The organism is Streptomonospora wellingtoniae, assembly GCF_031845375.1.
In the GTDB taxonomy this organism is placed as follows: domain Bacteria; phylum Actinomycetota; class Actinomycetes; order Streptosporangiales; family Streptosporangiaceae; genus Streptomonospora; species Streptomonospora wellingtoniae.
Genome location: NZ_JAVREK010000022.1, coordinates 38,069 through 53,944 on the forward strand (window position 1 = coordinate 38,069; position 15,876 = coordinate 53,944).

Here is a 15,876-nt window from a genome sequence, read left to right on the forward strand (position 1 = left end):
TCCGGCGGTAGGGCACAGGGCCCTCCGCCGCGGATCCGCGCTGCGAGGGCGGATCCGCACTCGGTCGGCGGTCGCCGGTCGGCCGCCGGCGGCTCGCGGCGCCCTCGTCAGCCGGCGCCGCCGCCCGCCCGCTGCGCACCGCCCGTGGGCGGCGGCACCGCCGAGACCCGCACAAAGGGGCGCCGCAGCGGCGAGAGCCGCACCCGTACCCGCAGACTGCGGGCCAGGAGCACCGACACGACGGCGACCACGAGCACGCTCACCGCGCCGCCGACTCCAAGACTGGCACGCGGGCCGAACGCGTCGGCCAGGAATCCGACGATCGGCGCTCCGATCGGGGCGACGCCGAGGAACACGAGCATGTAGATGCTCATCACCCGACCGCGCATCTGCGGATCGACGCTGAGCTGGAAGGTGGAGTTCAGCGAGGTGGTGAAGGTCATGAACGCCACGCCCATGAACACCAGCGAGGCGACGAACGCGCCGTAACCGGGTGCCAGCGCCGAGATCCCCTGCAGCACGCCGAACGCAAGCGCACCGGAGAGCACGAGGCGCAGCCGGGGGCGTTCGCGGCGGGCCGCCAGCAGCGCTCCGGCGAGCGCGCCGACGGCCAGCGCGGCCGCGGCCGTACCGAAAGCGGCGGCGCCGGTCCGGAACTCGTTGTTGGCCATCAGCGCGATCTGGTTCTGCACATTGGCGCCGAACATCTGCACGAACACGGTCATGGCCAGCAGCAGCACCAGGTCCGGGCGGGCCAGCACATAGCGCACGCCCTCCATGGTCTGGCCCTTGCCGCGCGGCGCGGGCTCGGTGACCTGCAGCTCGGCCGGCCGCATGAGCCACAGGCCGCCCAGCACGGCCAGGAAGGAGGCGGCGTTGATCAGGAATACGGGGCCGCTGCCGATCGCCGAGATCAGCAGTCCGGCGACTGCGGGGCCGGCGACCCGGCCGAACTGGAAGCTGGCGCTGTTGAGTGCGACGGCGTTGGGCAGGTCGCGGTCGCCGACCATCTCGACGACGAAGGTCTGGCGGGCGGGGTTGTCGACCACGGTGACCAGGCCCAGCGCGAAGGCGAAGACGTAGACGTGCCAGACCTCGGCGGCGCCGGCGGCTGCCAGCACACCCAGCCCGGCGGCGAGGACGCCCATGGCGGCCTGGGTGGCGATCAGCAGCCGACGCTTGCCCAGCCTGTCGACGAGGGTGCCGCCCCACAGGCCGAACAGCAGCATCGGCAGGAACTGCAGGGACGTCGCCACGCCCAGGGCGATGCCGCTGCCGCCGCTGAGCTGAAGCACCAGCCAGTCCTGGGCGACGCGCTGCATCCAGGTACCGCTGTTGGAGACGACCTGGCCGGCGGCGAAGAGCCGGTAGTTGCGCACCGCCAGCGAGCGGAACATGGAGCTGCGCGGCGCATCGCGCCTTCCGGCCAGAGCGGTGTCCGGGGTGCCGGCTCCTTCTGTTCCGAGGGCCGCCCCGGACCGGTCCCCGTCCCCCGAGTCCGGCTCGTCCTGCCGCTCGGGTTCGCTCATGGCGTGCTCGGACGCGGAGCCGGTACCGGCCGCGCCCGTCCCCCTCGGTCCTCGGTGCGGCTCGGCGACCGGGGACGGGTCCGGGCTAGGCCTGCGTCAGCCGGTCCATGATCTCGGCCGCCCTGCGCAGGGTGTCCTTCTCCTGCGGGGTCAGCTCCTTGAGGCGCTGAGCCATCCACGCCTGGCGGCGCCGCCGGTCGGCGCGGACCATCTCCCGGCCCTCCTCGGTGAGGTCGACCAACTGCCTGCGCTGGTCTTCGGGATGCCTGGTGCGCCGCACCAGGCCCCGCTCCTCCAGCGCCGCCACGATCCGGGTCATCGACGGGGGCTGCACCTTCTCGTGCTCGGCGAGCTCCCCCGGGGTCATCTCGCCGTGGCGGGCGAGGGTGAACAGCGCCGCGTTCTGCCCCAGCGACAGGGATGCGTCGAGTCGCTGCGCGCGCAGCCTCCGGGCCAGCCTGCCCACGGTCACGCTCAGGACCGACGCCAGCCCGGCGTCGGTCCTGGTCTGCTGGGACAGCGGAGACTTCTTCATTAGCAGAACTCATTACTTTTGCTAACAATACCGCGCACCGGGGTGATTCCCCGGCTGACCGGGAGGCCACAGCGCCCTGTCCGCGAGGGCACACCGGCGCCCCGCCCGCTCCCGGGCGCACGGCGGCGCACGGCGGCTGCGGGCACCGGTGCCCGCAGCCTATTCGGCCCGCGGCCGGTCACAGACCCAGCAGCGCCTTGATCGGCCCGAGCGCGAAGTACACCGCGAAGGCGGCGGCCACGATCCACAGCAGCGGATGGATCTCGCGCACGCGCCCCTGGGCGACCTTGATCACGGTGTAGCTGATGAAACCGACGCCGATGCCGTTGGCGATGGAGTAGCTGAACGGCATCATCACGATCGTCAAGAACGCGGGGATCCCGATCGCGTAGTCGCTGAAGGGGATCTTGGTGACCTGTGTGGCCATCATGAAACCGACGATGACCAGCACCGGCGTGGCGGCCTCGAACGGCACCAGCTCGACCAGCGGCGAGAACAGCGTCGCCACGAGGAACAGCGCACCCGTGACGACCGGTGCGATGCCGGTGCGGGCGCCCTCACCGACACCGGCCGCGGACTCGGCGAAGACCGTGTTGACCGAGGCCGGAGCGACACCGCCGGCGATCGTGCCCAGCGAGTCGACGATCAGCACCTCGCGTGCGCGCGGGACGTTGCCCTCCTCGTCCAGCAGGTCCGCCTGCCCGGCCACGCCGACCATCGTTCCCATCGTGTCGAAGAAGTCGGCGAGCAGCAGTGTGAAGATCAGCAGGATGACCGCGATCGTTCCGGCGTTGGCGAAGCTGCCGAACAGGTTGAAGTGACCGATGAGGCTGAAGTCGGGCAGGGAGACGACGTCGCCGACCGCTGCGGGCAGCGACGGCACGGTCAGCGACCAGCCCTCGGGGTTCACCTCGCCGCCGCCGGCGTCCATCGGACCGACCTCCGCCAACGCCTCGATCGCGATCGCCACGGCGGTGGCTGCAGTGATCCCGATCAGCATGGCGCCGCGTACCCGGTTGACGATCAGCGCGATGGTCAGGAGCAGGCCGACGACGAACACCAGGATCGGCCAGCCCGACAGGTTCCCGTCGCCCAACTGCACCGGGACGGTGGTGCCGGCCGCGTCGGGCACCCGGCGGATGAAGCCCGCGTTGACGAAGCCCACCAGCGCCAGGAACAAGCCCACGCCCACCGCGATGGCGCTCTTCAACTCGGGCGGGATGGCCCGGAACACCGCGGTGCGGAACCCGGTCAGCACCAACAGGAGCAGGACGGCGCCTTCGAGGATCAGCACGCCCATCGCGTCGGCCCAGGTCATCTCCGGCGCCAGGGAGTAGGCGACGATGACGTTGAGGCCCATGCCCGCCGCCAGCGCGAACGGGTAGCGGCTGACGACGCCCATCAGGATGGTGATCACACCGCCGACCAGCGCCGTGGTCGCCGCCACCTGAGGGATGCCCAGGGTTTCGCCGTTCATGTCCTCGGCGGTGCCGATGATCAGCGGGTTGAGCACGATGATGTAGGCCATGGCGAAGAACGTCGCCAGGCCGCCGCGGATCTCCCGGGGGAACGTGGATCCCCGTTCGCGGACGTGGAAGTAGCGGTCGAGGCGCACCGCGAGACCGCCCGGACGCGCGGCGGGGCGGCCCCCGCCGGGCTGCTGTGGGTTCTGCTTCACTCACTCGACCTTGGCAGACGGGGATTCGGCACGAGGCCAGAGTAGTTGCAGCTTCGTACGAATCGGTACATCCCACCCGAGGCTGTACTGGGCGGACCATACGAACGCCCCAGGGGCGCCGCCAGCACGCGGCGCGGCACCGCGGCGCAGGCGCGGCACCCGGACGCGCCGACGCCGGACCGCCGCACCCGGGCGCGCGTGCCACCGTCGACTAGCCTGAAAGCGTGCGCCATCCACGCAAGCCCGATCCCGAGGTCCTGGAGAGCGACTACCGCGTCCCGACGGCTCTCGGCACGGCCGCGTGGGCCGCCGCCCTGATCGCCCTCCTCGTGATGGGCGACGGCCTGGCCGAGCAGGACCGCTGGTGGCGCTGGGTATGCCTGACCGGGATCGTCTTCGGGCTCTTCGGTTACGCCTACATCCCCCGGCACCTGCGCAAGCACGCCGAATCCAGCCGGCGCCGCGCCGCCGAGGCGGACGGCGTCGTCCCCGGCCAGGGCGCTCCAGCCGAGGGGTGCGGCTCGGCCGAGCGCGCCGCGCGCGACGGCGGGGCTGCAGCACCGGGTGCACCGGCAGCCGACCCCGCCGACGAGCCGCACGACGGGGCCCGCGGCGGCGGATAGCACCCGCCTGGGAGATTCGAGGTGCGCGGCGAACGCGCCCGAGCCCGCGAACGCACACGCCACGGGTGGCACTGCCTGATAATGGGCGCGTGTCTGATTCGTTTCGCCCGTTTCCGCACGCACTCGCCGATCGGCTCCGCAAGACGCTGATCGACGCCGACTACACCGTCTCCGGCGTGCGCGACCGGCTCGGCGACATGGCCTCGCGGGCGCTCGCCCGCGAGCAGCTGACCCCTGCCCTGCGCGCCACGGGCGGCGAGGAGCGTCTGGGGGTACTGCTGCGCCTGTGGTGGCTGCAGGAGCCGGTGGCCGCGAGTGCGGCGCGCGCCGTGCTGCCGATCGACGACCTCGCCGACGCCGGCCTGGTCGCCGCGAGCGAGGACGGCGTGCGCGCGCTGGTGCACCTGGCCCCCTGGGAGATGGACGAGGGCCGCCCGGGCTTCGTCGTCTCCGACCCCACGGTGCGTCCCGGGCAGGGTGTGCCCCGCCCCGACCACGTCGTCGGCGCCGGCGGCGCGTCCGCGAGCATGGCCCAGCTCCTGGTCGAGGGCCCGTTCGAACGCGCGCTGGACGTCGGCACCGGCTGCGGCGTGCAGGCGCTGCACCTGGCCTCCCGGACCGCCGAGGTGGCGGCCACCGACGTCAATCCGCGGGCTCTGCGCCTGGCCGAGATCACCTGGGCCCTGTCCGACGTGCCGCACGTGCGCCCGCTGCAGGGATCGCTCTACGAGCCGGTCGCCGGCGAGCGCTTCGACCTGATCGCGTGCAATCCGCCGTTCGTCATCACTCCCGACGCCCGCTATACCTACCGGGAGTCCGGCCTTGCCGGCGACGGCGTCTGCGCCGAACTGGTCCGGCGCGCCCCGACCTACCTCACCGACGGCGGCTGGTGCCAGATCCTGGCCAACTGGCTGCACGTCGAGGGCGAGGACTGGCGCGACCGGGTCGGCGAGTGGATGGCCGGCACCGGCTGCTCGGGGTGGGTGGTCCAGCGCGATGTGCAGGACCCGGCCGAGTACGTCGAACTGTGGCTGCGCGACTCCTGCGAGGTCGGCAGCCCCGAGTACACCCGGCGCTACGACGCCTGGCTGGACTACTTCGAGCGCGAGGCGGTCCAGGGCATCGGCTACGGCTGGATCAGCCTGCGCAACGACGTCGCCCAGGACGCCGCCGTGCGCCTTGAGGAGTTCCGCCACGAGATCGAGCAGCCGGTGGGGCGCTACCTGCCCGAGGTCGTCGACGGCGCCATGACCGCCAACCGGCTCACCGACGCGGCGCTGCTGTCGGCACACGTGGCACTGGCGCCCGAGGTTGTCGAGGAGCGCGTCGGGGTGCCCGGCGCGCCCGACCCCGAACGCATCCTGCTGCGCCAGCGCGGCGGCCTGCGGCGGGTGGCCCAGGTCGGCACGATCGAGGCGGCGCTGGCCAGCGTGTGCGACGGCACGATGCCGGTGGGGCCGCTGCTGGACGCGATCGCCGAGCTGACCGACCGCGACGCCGCCGAGGTCCGCGCCCGCACGCCCGACGTGCTGCGGTCCCTGATCGCCGAAGGCTTCTTCCGCGTCGCGCGGTAGGCCGCACCCGGAGGTCGGCCCCGCCGCCAGTCAGTCCAGGTCGGCCTCCGCCAGCAGCACCGGCACGGACCGCGGGTCGCGCAACACCGACGCGACCAGGTGGCGGGCGTCCCAGCGCTCCGCCAGCAGGCACAGCGCGCGGGCCAGGCCGTCGGTGGTCGAAGCGTGGGCGGTCTTGCCGTCGCAGAACCACTCCACGGCAGTGCCGTCGACGGTCAGCTCCTCGTGGTGGATGTAGGTCAGGACGCCTCCGGGCAGGAACGCCCCGACTTCGTCGGGCACCGGCAGCACCTCGCCCGTCGACTCGACCTGCGCGTCTACGTCCTCGCTGGCCAGCGCCAGGTCGAGCACGTCCGCGAGCGCGGCGGCCGAGCGTGCCGGGGCCAGGACAGCGGGGCGCTCTCCCAGAAGCGGCAGCAGGTCGGGCCGGTCGACGACGACCGCGTCCTCGGCGTCGGCCAGCACGATCGCGCCGCCTTGGACCGCGCGGACACGCTCGGGCGGGGAGACCCGGTCGGCGTCGACTCCGGCCAGCGCGGTCCACAGCTCCCGCAGCGCCCGGCGGTCGACGTGGCGGTCGGGGTCGGCCATGCGGTCCAGCAGGTCGTCGGGGCCGTCGGCCTCGGCCAGCAGACCGGCCAGGTCCGAGCGCACCCCGAGCGCGGCCGCGAGGCCGTCGTCGAGACCGCCGGGAGCGGGGTCGTAGAGCCCGGCCAGCACGGGATCGGCGTCGGCGGTGCGCAGGTCGGTGGGGCGCCGCCCGTCGAGTACGGCCCCGGTGCGCAGCCACCAGGCGGTGTAGGAGGGGACGTCGACGACCCGGCCGCGCTCGCCCAGGACGCGGGCGGGCGCGGTCACCGCCTCGCGCAGCCGCTGGCCCGCGAGCAGCTCCAGCGCCTGCGGCCAGCGGTCCGCGCGCACGAACTCCAGGTCGGCGACGCCGGTGAACTCGGCGACCACGGGCGGAAGGTCGGGGTCGCCCAGCCGCTCGGCGACCTCCTCGGCCCACTCGTCCAGGCCGTCGAGGCCGTCGAGCCCGTTCCCGCTGCGGGCGTCCTCCAGCGCGGCGCCCAGGGTGAGGTCGGCGGTGCGCACCACCGTGAAGGAGTCGAGGACGCCGACCGCGGCCAGGGCGGCCTCGCCGTAGCGCTCGACGAGGTCGGCGGCGACGGTTCCGAAGGGCGCGTCGTCGGTCAGGATGCCGCGGAGCGGGCTGCCGGGCAGCAGCAGCTCGCCGGCGACAGAGTAGCCCCCCTCGTCGTCGCGCAGCGCCAGCTCGGCGAGCCAGGGCGCGTCCCCGGCGGTGGTCTCGCCCAGCGCCACCAGGTCCAGCACGGGGCCGCAGACGGCCTCGGGGTCGTCGGCGTCCAGCGAGTTCTCCACGGCTGCGCGCGTCTGCGGGTCCGCGAGGACCGCCGCCGGGCCGGCCTCGACCGCGCCCAGCCGCTCCAGCAGCGGGTCGGCGGCTTCGGGGTGGACGACGCGCAGCCCGAGCGGGCTCAGCCGCCCGGCCTCGGCCGCGCCGAAGGTGTCGCCCGAGGGCACGAGCAGTCCGCGGGGGCCGCGCACCAGCCGGCCGTCGGCCAGCGGAACCGGCAGCGCGCCGAGCTCGCCGATGTCCACCCCGCTCTGCCCGGCCGTGCGCAGGGCCGCGTAGAGGCGCGCCCACCAGGCGGGCTCGCGGTCGAGGTCGCCGAGCAGGTCGGCCAGCTCCGCGAGGCCCAGTCGGCGGACCCGCAGCTGGGCCAGCGCCGGGTGGTAGGGGTCGAGGCCGCCGGGCAGCGCCGTGCCGACGACCTCGGAGAGTACGGAGACGACCTCGGGGCCGCCCTCGAGCACCACCGCGTCGCGCGGACGGACCGGCTCCCCGCCGGCGGTGCGCAGGAAGGGGGTGTCGGGCAGCGGCTTGGCGGCGGCGGAGCGGAAGCGCCCGTCGAACTCGCCGTAGCCCATCAGCGACCGCGGCACCAGGTCCAGCGCCGCGCGCGGGTCGAGCTCGCACAGCAGGTCGCAGTAGGCGTCGGCGGACTCGGCGATCAGCGTCTCGGCCGCCGGGCCCGCGGCGACACGGCGGCGGTCGGGGCCGAGCGGGAAGGTGCCGATGAGCAACGCGGGCAGCGCGAGCGCGTCGTCGGTGGGTGTGGGCGCGTGCACGACGGCGGAGACGTCGTCGGGTAGCGGGGCGGCGCCGCCCTCGGGCGTGAGGGCGACAGCCCAGGTGAGCGTCCACTCCAGCCGTCCGCGCTCCTCGCTGGGCCGGTCGGCCAGCAGAGCGGGGTCGAACCGGCCGGTCCGGGTGGCGGTGCGCCAGCGCACGGTGTGCGTCTCGGCGGCCCCGCCCCGGGACTGCGCGCCGCCGCCGTCCGCGGTCCCCGGCGCGCGGTGCTCCACGCGGGTGAGCACGTCCGCCCCGGTCGCGGGCTCGCGGGTGAGGATACGTTCGCCGGTGTCGGTGGAGACGCGGATTTCGGCGAGGTCCGCCAGCGCCAGCAGCACGGCGGGGGTGGTGGACTCCAGCAGCTCGCGCAGGCGCTCGGCGGACTCGGGGTCGCGCAGCACCAGGACGACCTCGGTGTCGTAGCCCTCGGAGGGCTGCGCGTCGGCGGCGAAGGGCAGACGCAGCAGCGGCAGATGGCCGCCGCGCCGCTCCAGCTCCTCAGCGAGGCCGGGGGCGCGTCCGTCGGCGGTTGCGGCGTCGAGCGCGGGCCGGGCCAGGGCGCGGCTCCAGCGCACGGCGCCCGCGGCGGAGGCGACCGCGATGTCGTCGCTGAAGGCGGCGACGGCGGAGAATCCGACGCCGAAGCGGCCGGTCGATCCGGGGTCGCCCTCGTCGCGCTTGGCGGAGGCGCGCAGGGTGGACAGCGACTCCACGCCCGCCGCGGTCAGGGGTGCACCCGTGTTGGCCGCGCTGAAACGGTCTCCACGCAGCTCCAGGCGGAGTCTGCCGGGCACGCCGGCCCGCCGCGCGGCGTCGGCGGCGTTCTGCGCCAGCTCGACGACGACGCGGTCGCGGTAGGCGCCCAGCGCGTAGTCCTCTTCGGCGTTGGCGTCCTCGCGGAACCGGGCGGGGGCGTCGGCCCAGCCCTCGAGGACACGCCGCCGCAGTTCGGCGGTGCCGAACGGGTCGGTGGGTGACAGGGCCATGGGGGCTCCTCCCGCATCGGTGCTGAACTACCGTACGCGAACCGGATGTCCATTCTCAGCCGGACGGCGCGGAGGCCCCCACCAGGCCCCGTCGCGGGACCGGCGGCCGGTCGGCCTAGGCCTGCGCCGCAGCCGGGGGCGCTCCCTCGGAGGCCTGGACCAGGACGAAGCCCTGGCCCTCGAAGGCGAGCTGGAACGCCTCGCCGCTGCCGCGCCCGACCAGCGCCCCGGCCTTGGCGGTCCTGCGGACGCCGGTCTCCAGGCTCGACGCCCACGCGACGGCGGACTGGGTGTCGACGAAGGTGGGCTGGTCGACCTGGAGCAGCACCGGTGTGCCGTGGCAGGCGACGGCGATGCGCCCGGTCCCGGTGAACACCGTGTTGAAAAGGCCCCCGGCGGTCAACCCGGCGCCTTCGACGCGCTTGATGTCCCACTCCAGGCCGGCCTCGAACGCCAGCACGTTCTCGCCGTTGACGGTCAGGGAGTCGCCTTCCAGGTCGATGACGTGGATGTCCCAGGCGTCACGGGCGAAGAAGACGTCCCCGCGCCCCGACACGGTCATCAGGGGCAGGCCCTCGCCGGTCAGCGACTTCTTGAAGAACTTGCCGAGCCCGCCGGAGCCCTTGTAGGAGAACTCGACATCGCCCTGGTAGGCGACCATCGAGCCCTGGCGGGCGTTGACCTCGCCGTCCAGGCCGACCTTCAGCATCTTGGCGTTCTGCAGCACCATTCCGCGCTGCTGGGACTCGCGGACCTCGTCGAACAGCGGACTGCGCATAGCGGACCCCTTAGCGTGTTGCCGGCCCAGCCGCGGCGGCCGGGCCTGATCGTGCGGCGCGCCGGAGGCGGCGCGACGGACGGATTCGCGCCCGTACTCCTGAGACGCCGCGGTGCCGCGCACGGTTTCCGGTTCGGACCGCCCCCCGCTCCGCCGATGACCGCGCGGAGCGGGCCGGGGCGGCAGGTCCGGTCGCCGTTCAGCCGTCGGAGGAGACGAGTTCCAGCTCGCTGGTGTCGTCGAAGACGATGTGGTCGTAGCCGAGCTCGTCGACGACGGGGCGCAGGGGCGCCTCGGTGGGCACCGAGGGCTGCGCGGCCTCGGAATGCGCGCCGCAGCCGTGGTCCAGGCTGACGACGCGGCCGTCGTCGGGGGCGTACTCGTTGGCGCACACGCCGAACATCTGCCGGAACTCGCCGGCGAGCGGCGTCATGAAGCCGCAGGTGGCGCACTTGGCCGGCGCGGCGGCCGCGATGGCGCTGCGCGGGCCGCTCTCGCCGCCGTACCAGCGCTCGGCGGCGGTCTCGCGCCCGGTTTCGGAGAGCACGCGCGGGCGGCCCAGGCCCAGCTCCCAGACCATCTGCCGGTCGAGGCCCTCCTCGCCCAGCTCGTCGTCGGGGACCTGGGCGTAACCGGGCTTGAGCCGGTCGTCGTCGTCCGCACTGGGCAGCAGGTCGCCCACGCCGAGGTCGCCGGGGCGCAGGCGCTCCTTCCAGGGCACCCACTCCGGTGCCAGCAGCGCCTCGGCGCCGGGTAGCAGGACGGCCTCGTTGACGGTCACCTTCTTGGCGCGGGAGGCGCGGACCACGGTGACGGCGTAGCGCCACCCCGAATAGGCGGGGTCGAGGCACGCGAACAGGTGGGTGACGACGCGGTCACCCTCGACATAGGCGGAGCGGTGTTCACCGACCCACTCCGGGCGTCCGATCTCGACGGCCGCGGAACGGGCGAGGTCGACCGCTTCGATGCATGCCTTGTCTGGTGCGGGAGAACGGCGGCTAGGGCTCACGTTTCCATTTTCGCTGATTACGGGCACCGACACGACCAGGATAGCGATCGATAGTCGACCGTTACGCCCCATGGCGGTCCCGATCGCGGCTGCACCGCGTACGGGTGTGACGGGATTCACTCTCTGCGGCCCCGCCCGCCGGCGCGGACGGGGCCCGCCGACGGGCGCCGCGAGCGCGGCGCACGGGGCGGTCGGACCGGCCCTCAGGCCTCCAGGTCGTCGGCGACCTTGCGCAGCACCTGGGCGATCTTGCCCGCCTCGCGGCTCTCGGGATGCTTGCCGCGGCGGTAGGTCCCGGACACCCCGTCGAGGAGCTTGATGAGGTCCTCGACGATGACCACCATCTCGTCGGGCTTCTTGCGTTGGGCCTTGACCACCGAGCGCGGCGCGTCCAGGAGCTTGACCTGCAACGCCTGCGCTCCCTTGCGGCCGTCGACGACGCCGAACTCGACACGCTGCCCGGAATGCAGCGACTCGGCTCCGTCAGGAAGCGCCGACGAGTGCACGAACACCTCACCGCCGTCGTCGCGGGTGAGGAAGCCGAAACCTTTTTCGCTGTCGTACCACTTGACCTTGCCGGTGGGCACGGGTGACCTCACGCTCTCGCCGTCGGAGTCCAACGAGGGCCGGGGCGCCGTCGCTCGGCTCCCGATCCTCCCATAGGGGCCTTTTCAGGCTAGTGCCCTGCGTTCCCGGCAGGCGAGCGAATTACCCCCTGAAACGCGGGAAAAGCGCGGGCGCGCCTCGGCGACCTGTCGCGGCGGACCGGGCGGCGCCGCCGAGAGTGGGAGAGGGACCCGGATGCGGCTCTCCGGGCCCCTCTGTCGGAAGCGCTTGCCGATGCCGCTGGTTGCGGAGTCATGGGACGGGACCCGGCGCCACCGGAACGCCTCCGAGCCAATGCGGCGAAACGCCGCGCGGCGCCCGCGGCCGCGGAACGGCCGACATCTGGACGCACAGGCATCATTACCCGGCACCTCGGTCATGACGCGTCCGAAACCGCAGGTCAACCCGGATATTCCGCAGACTTGGCGTACAGCTGACCCGATTGCGGCGCGGCTTGCCCGCTGTTGGTCCGGGGGCACCGGCGGCGGGCCGCGATCAGCGGCGGCCCAGTTGCAGCGCCAGGTACGCGCCGGTGGCCAGGGCCGCCGCGCGCAATCCGATCACACCGGTGTCCGTGAGCGACTTCCAGATGATCTGGTCGAAGTAGATGTGGTCGACACCGCTCTCCCACAGCGCCATGCCGACCAGCGTGGCGAGGACCGGCAGGCCCAGGCCGGCGGCCTTGTCCAGGCCTGTCCACACCCGGCTCAGCGCGACGATCGCGGCACCGACCAGCCAGGCCGCCGCAAGGGGCCCGACGGCGCCGGCGACCAGGTAGAGGAGGACGCCCGCCGCCTCGCCGGGGTGGCGCCGCAGCGCCGCCGGCAGCGCGGCGAGCGCGTCGGTGCGGCTCCCCTGCGCGGGCGCGCCGCCGCTCGGGCGGGGACGCGGGCGGCGGGCGGCGGGCCGCGCTCCGGACCGCCACGGAGGCGGCTCGCGCGCCGGGCGGTTGTCCGGTGCGGGGACGGCGCGCCGTCGCTCCTCGGCTCCCTCTGCGTCGTCCTCCTCGGCGGCGGTGCGGACGAGGCCGGCGCTTCCCGAGGTTTCGGCATCGAGTTCACGAGCGAGGAGTTCGGCCGGACGCCCGAAACCGTGCAGGATTCGGCGCACATCCCCGACGCTCTCCGCACCGGCGGCAGCGCAGGCGCGGTCGATGCGGGAGCGCAGGTCGGCGAGGTAGGCGGCACGGTGCCGTGCCGACACGTTCCCGTACGCGGCGTCGGCGACCCGCGAGAGGTACTGCAGCACAAGCTGAGCGGCCTGCTCGGTCATGGGACCAATGGTGCCGCAAGATCACCGTGGGCCCTACGGGTGTTCCGGCGATCTTTGGCCCCATCCGGACACGCAGAATCGAGGGCAGAGCAGAAACCCGAAACCCGAAACCCGCTACTTAAAGTAGCCGCAAACTAACGCAATGGCGTGTATGAATGGGGCGCTCCGCCTTTCACCGTGCACAGGAAACGGCGAAACGGCACCGAACGCCGGAATAGCCCCTGATATCCGACCTGAACTTCCGAGAACGCAGGAGACAGCATGCGCACCCGCATCCTCGCCGGCGCCGGCACTGGCGGCGGCCGCGCTCGCCTCGCCCGCCCCGGCGGCCGCCCAGCCGGCAGCGCATGCCCCCGGCGAAGACGCCGGCCGGCTGAAGGTCTACGCAGCCCCCCGGCCTGGGTTGCAAGGAGCTGCGGGTGCCCGCCGGCTGCCACGACTACGAGAGCAGCCGCAGGGTGTCCTTCGCCGACGCGGAGCCCATCGCGACCTACCGCTTCTACTCGGGGCCCGGCTGCACCGGCGGCGTCGGCGGCGCCTGCCGGGACGACAGCCAGTGGATGCCCGCCCTGAACGGCGTCAGGTCGGTGCGCATCGACTTCGAATGACCGCGGACTGGGGGCGGGGCCCCCATCGCATAGCGTTGAGGTGATGACCGACGACGCGGATGCGGATGCGGGAGCGGGAGGCGGCACCGGCGGGCGTCCTCCCACCTTCACGGGATGGCTGCGCGGAAGAACCGACGCGCAGCTCGCCGCGCTCTTCGCGCTGCGGCCCGACCTGGTCACCCCCGTCCCGGCGGACATCGGCGCCCTCGCCTCGCGCGCGACCGCGCGGCCTGCTGTTCTGCGGGTCCTCGACCGGCTGGACGCGTTCGGGCTCCAGACCCTCGAAGGCCTGGTCGCACTGGGCGACGACCGCCTCGGCGGCCCGCCCGGCGTCGAGAGCGAGCGCCTCGCAGCGGCGCTGGGCACCGACTCCGAGCGGCTCGGCGAGGCGGTCTCGGGCCTGCTGGCCGCCGCGCTGGTGTGGCAGGACGGCCCGCGACTGCGACCCGTCAGCGTGCTGCGCGACATCCTGCGCACACCTGCCGGGCTGGGGCCGCCGCTGCGCCCGCTGCTGGCCGAGCGGCCGCCCGAGGCGCTGGCCAGCATCGCCGGGGCCCTGGGAACCGCCGGGCCCGCCGACAGCGTCCCAACCGAGCGCATCGCTGCCGCTTTAGCCGAGCCCGCCCGGCTGGAGAAGGCGCTGGCGCTGGCCGGGCCCGACGCGCGGCCGGTGCTCGACCGGCTGCTGTGGGGGCCTCCGCAGGGCACCGTCTCGGGCGCAGCGGAGCGGAACGGCGGTCTGGCCGCAGCGGCCTCGCCGATCGACCGCCTGCTGGCCCTGGGCCTGCTCGTACCCACCGCGCAGGACACCGTGGTGCTGCCGCGCGAAGTCGCGCTGCACCTGCGCGGGGGCGAACTGTTCCGCGAGGTCGAGACGGAGCCTCCGGCGCTGTCCGGCGCCCGGCGCGGCGCGGAGGCCGTGGTCCGCGCGGCCGCCGGGCAGTCCTTCACGGCCCTGCGCTCGGTCGCCGAACTGCTGGAGCGCTGGGCCGAGGATCCGCCCGCAGTGCTCCGCAGCGGCGGCCTGGGCGCCCGCGACCTGCGCCGCGCGGCTCGCGAACTGGACACCGACGAGACCGGGGCCGCGCTCTTCGCCGAGACCGCGCGCGCCGCCGGCCTGCTGGCCGCCGACGGCGAGGTCGACGGCGAGTGGCTGCCCGCGCCCGAGTTCGACCTGTGGCGCGAGGCCCCCGCCGAGTACCGGTGGCTGCGCCTGGCCGAGGCGTGGCTGCGCTCGCCGCGGGTCGCCTCGCTCAGCGGCACCAAGGACTCCCGCGGCCGCTCCCGCCCGGTACTCGGCGAGGGACTCGACCGGCGCTCGGCGCCGGAGGTACGGCTGGACGTGCTCGGCATGTTGGCTGCAGCACCCGAGGACCTCGCGCCCGAGGCGGATTCGGTGGCCGCCCGGCTGGCCTGGCTCCGGCCGCGCCGCCAGGGCCCCGCCTACGACGAGCTCGTCGCCTCTGCGCTGCGGGAGGCGGCGGTCCTCGGCCTGACCGGGCGCGGCGCCCTCGCCCCGCACGCCCGCGCGCTGGTCGAGGAGCTGGACGCGGAGGAAGCCCCTCTGGCCGAGCGCGACAAGACGGCCGCGGGCGAACTGCTCGCGCGGCATCTGCCCGAGCCGCTGGAGACGATCCTGGTCCAGGGCGACCTCACCGCCGTGGCGCCCGGCCCGCTGGTGCCGCGGCTGGCCCGCGAGCTGGCACTGGCCGCCGACGTGGAGTCCACCGGCGGCGCGACGGTCTACCGCTTCAGCGAGGCCTCGGTACGCCGCGCCCTGGACGCCGGGCGCGGCGCCGACGACCTGATCGCGCTGCTGGAGCAGCACTCCTCCACCGAACTGCCGCAGCCCTTGCGCTACCTCGTCCACGACGTCGCCCGGCGGCACGGGCGGCTCCGCATCGGCACCGCCTCCAGCTACCTGCGCTGCGACGAGCCGACCGTCCTGGATGAGCTGACCCGCGACCGGCGGGCGGCCGGCCTGCAGCTGTTCCGGCTGGCCCCCACGGTGGTCGCCGGACGCACCACGCGACCGGTGCTCATGGCCCGCCTGGAGGAGCTGGGCTACCACCCGGTGGCCGAGGCCGCCGACGGCACCGTGCAGCTGACCGGAACCGCAACGCGCCGCGCGGACCCCTCCTCCACCTCCTCGGCGGGCCGCGACCTGGAGGAGCCGGCGGCGCCCAACGCCGAGCTGCGGCTGGCCGCGGTCCGCGCGGTGCGCGCCGGCGACGAGGCCGCCACCACCGCGCGCCGCCCGATCGCCGCCCCCGGCGGCGCGCCGCCGCGCTCGCCCACCACTGCAACGCTGACCGCCCTCTCGGAGGCCGCCACGCAGGGCCGGCGGGTGTGGATCGGCTACCTCGACACCGAGGGCCGCGCCAGCAGCCGCATCGTCGAGCCCGCCCGCGTTGAGGGCGGCTTCCTCACCGCCTACGACGCAACGCGCGCGGCGGTGCACCGCTTCGCCGTGCACCGCATCACCGGGGTCGCCGACCTGGACGCCTCCTCCTGAGACCT

At 74.3% G+C, this 15,876-nt stretch carries 12 protein-coding genes; 4 read left to right on the forward strand and 8 right to left on the reverse strand.

The window, feature by feature from the left end; all coding sequences use genetic code 11:
- Positions 1-107: 107 nt before the first annotated feature.
- The 3 genes from RM446_RS18800 to RM446_RS18810 form a co-directional block, all read right to left on the reverse strand.
- Complete coding sequence (locus RM446_RS18800; protein WP_311546737.1) at positions 108-1,397, reverse strand: MFS transporter; 1,290 nt, start codon at positions 1,395-1,397, stop codon at positions 108-110.
- Between the two features lie 217 nt (positions 1,398-1,614).
- Positions 1,615-2,064, reverse strand: a complete 450-nt coding sequence (locus RM446_RS18805) for a MarR family winged helix-turn-helix transcriptional regulator (RefSeq protein ID WP_311546665.1) — start codon at positions 2,062-2,064, stop codon at positions 1,615-1,617.
- A 178-nt stretch (positions 2,065-2,242) separates the two neighbouring features.
- On the reverse strand, positions 2,243-3,742 hold the full coding sequence (locus RM446_RS18810; RefSeq protein ID WP_398695473.1) for an NCS2 family permease: 1,500 nt from the start codon (positions 3,740-3,742) through the stop codon (positions 2,243-2,245).
- 224 nt (positions 3,743-3,966) lie between these two features.
- Between RM446_RS18810 and RM446_RS18815 the strand changes: the two genes are divergently transcribed.
- Together RM446_RS18815 and RM446_RS18820 are read left to right on the forward strand one after the other, a co-directional pair.
- A complete protein-coding gene (locus RM446_RS18815) occupies positions 3,967-4,365 on the forward strand; it encodes a DUF2530 domain-containing protein (RefSeq protein ID WP_311546666.1) in 399 nt (132 codons plus the stop codon).
- An 89-nt stretch (positions 4,366-4,454) separates the two neighbouring features.
- Positions 4,455-5,939 carry a DUF7059 domain-containing protein gene (locus tag RM446_RS18820; RefSeq protein ID WP_311546667.1) on the forward strand — a complete coding sequence of 495 codons (1,485 nt, stop codon included), beginning with the start codon at positions 4,455-4,457 and terminating at the stop codon, positions 5,937-5,939.
- A 30-nt stretch (positions 5,940-5,969) separates the two neighbouring features.
- On the opposite strand, the gene RM446_RS18825 is transcribed toward RM446_RS18820, so the two are convergent.
- From RM446_RS18825 to RM446_RS18845, 5 genes are all read right to left on the reverse strand, one after another.
- The gene (locus RM446_RS18825; protein WP_311546668.1) at positions 5,970-9,083 is read right to left on the reverse strand and encodes a sacsin N-terminal ATP-binding-like domain-containing protein; all 3,114 of its coding nucleotides are present in this window, start codon (positions 9,081-9,083) and stop codon (positions 5,970-5,972) included.
- Between the two features lie 115 nt (positions 9,084-9,198).
- Complete coding sequence (locus RM446_RS18830; RefSeq protein ID WP_311546669.1) at positions 9,199-9,861, reverse strand: AIM24 family protein; 663 nt, start codon at positions 9,859-9,861, stop codon at positions 9,199-9,201.
- A gap of 199 nt (positions 9,862-10,060) precedes the next feature.
- Positions 10,061-10,870: a DUF3027 domain-containing protein gene (locus RM446_RS18835; protein WP_311546670.1), complete on the reverse strand. Its 810-nt coding sequence runs from the start codon at positions 10,868-10,870 to the stop codon at positions 10,061-10,063.
- 203 nt (positions 10,871-11,073) lie between these two features.
- Complete coding sequence (locus RM446_RS18840) at positions 11,074-11,457, reverse strand: cold-shock protein (RefSeq protein WP_311546671.1); 384 nt, start codon at positions 11,455-11,457, stop codon at positions 11,074-11,076.
- Between the two features lie 514 nt (positions 11,458-11,971).
- Entirely contained in the window at positions 11,972-12,748 is a 777-nt protein-coding gene (locus tag RM446_RS18845; protein WP_311546672.1) for a hypothetical protein, read from the reverse strand.
- A 419-nt stretch (positions 12,749-13,167) separates the two neighbouring features.
- Here RM446_RS18845 and RM446_RS18850 point away from each other — a divergent pair, with 419 nt between their 5' ends.
- Positions 13,168-13,356, forward strand: a complete 189-nt coding sequence (locus tag RM446_RS18850) for a hypothetical protein (protein ID WP_311546673.1) — start codon at positions 13,168-13,170, stop codon at positions 13,354-13,356.
- A 43-nt stretch (positions 13,357-13,399) separates the two neighbouring features.
- Entirely contained in the window at positions 13,400-15,871 is a 2,472-nt protein-coding gene (locus RM446_RS18855; protein ID WP_311546674.1) for a helicase-associated domain-containing protein, read from the forward strand.
- Positions 15,872-15,876: the final 5 nt, after the last annotated feature.